This is a genomic window from Microvirga sp. P4_G7 (assembly GCF_056401005.1).
In genome coordinates, this window is sequence record NZ_JBFUKD010001198.1 from 1 (window position 1) to 534 (window position 534).

A 534-nucleotide genomic window follows, 5' to 3' on the forward strand; every position below is an offset into this window, starting at 1 on the left:
CGGCGGGCCGTGCCATTCGTTCCGCCGAAGAGGTGTATCGCAGCGGCGGCGCACTCGTTGGTGTGTCCACTGGAATCCCAAAGCTGGACGACGCCTTGGGCGGTCTCCAGAAATCCGACCTCCTTATCCTCGCGGGACGACCSGCTATGGGTAAGACATCGCTCGCSACCAACATCGCSTTCAACGTCGCGCGAGACTTAGCGGAACGTCGGTCGCGAGGGGAAAAGACMGGCGTGGTCGGGTTCAACTCCCTCGAGATGTCCTCCGAGCAGTTGAGCCAGCGGATCATATCCGAGCAATCGGGGGTTCCGACGTGGAAGCTTCGCCGGGGCTTTGCCAGCGAGAGCGAAATGGAACGGTTCGTTTCGGCTGAACGTGATCTTCGCTCCCTCCCGATCTCGATCGACCAGTCCGGCGAACTGACGATTTCCGCTCTCCAGCTTCGGGCCCGGTCGTTGAAGAGACGTCGCGGTCTTGAGCTACTGGTTGTCGATTATCTCCAGCTCCTCCATGGAAGTCGGAAGAGCGACAATC

The 534-nt window shown here is 60.6% G+C and carries 1 protein-coding gene; it reads left to right on the forward strand.

Annotated elements, in window-relative coordinates; translation table 11 throughout:
* Positions 1-62 precede the first annotated feature (62 nt).
* A partial coding sequence (locus AC1DT3_RS23855; protein WP_477467615.1) for a DnaB-like helicase C-terminal domain-containing protein occupies positions 63-534 on the forward strand: 472 nt, incomplete at its 3' end.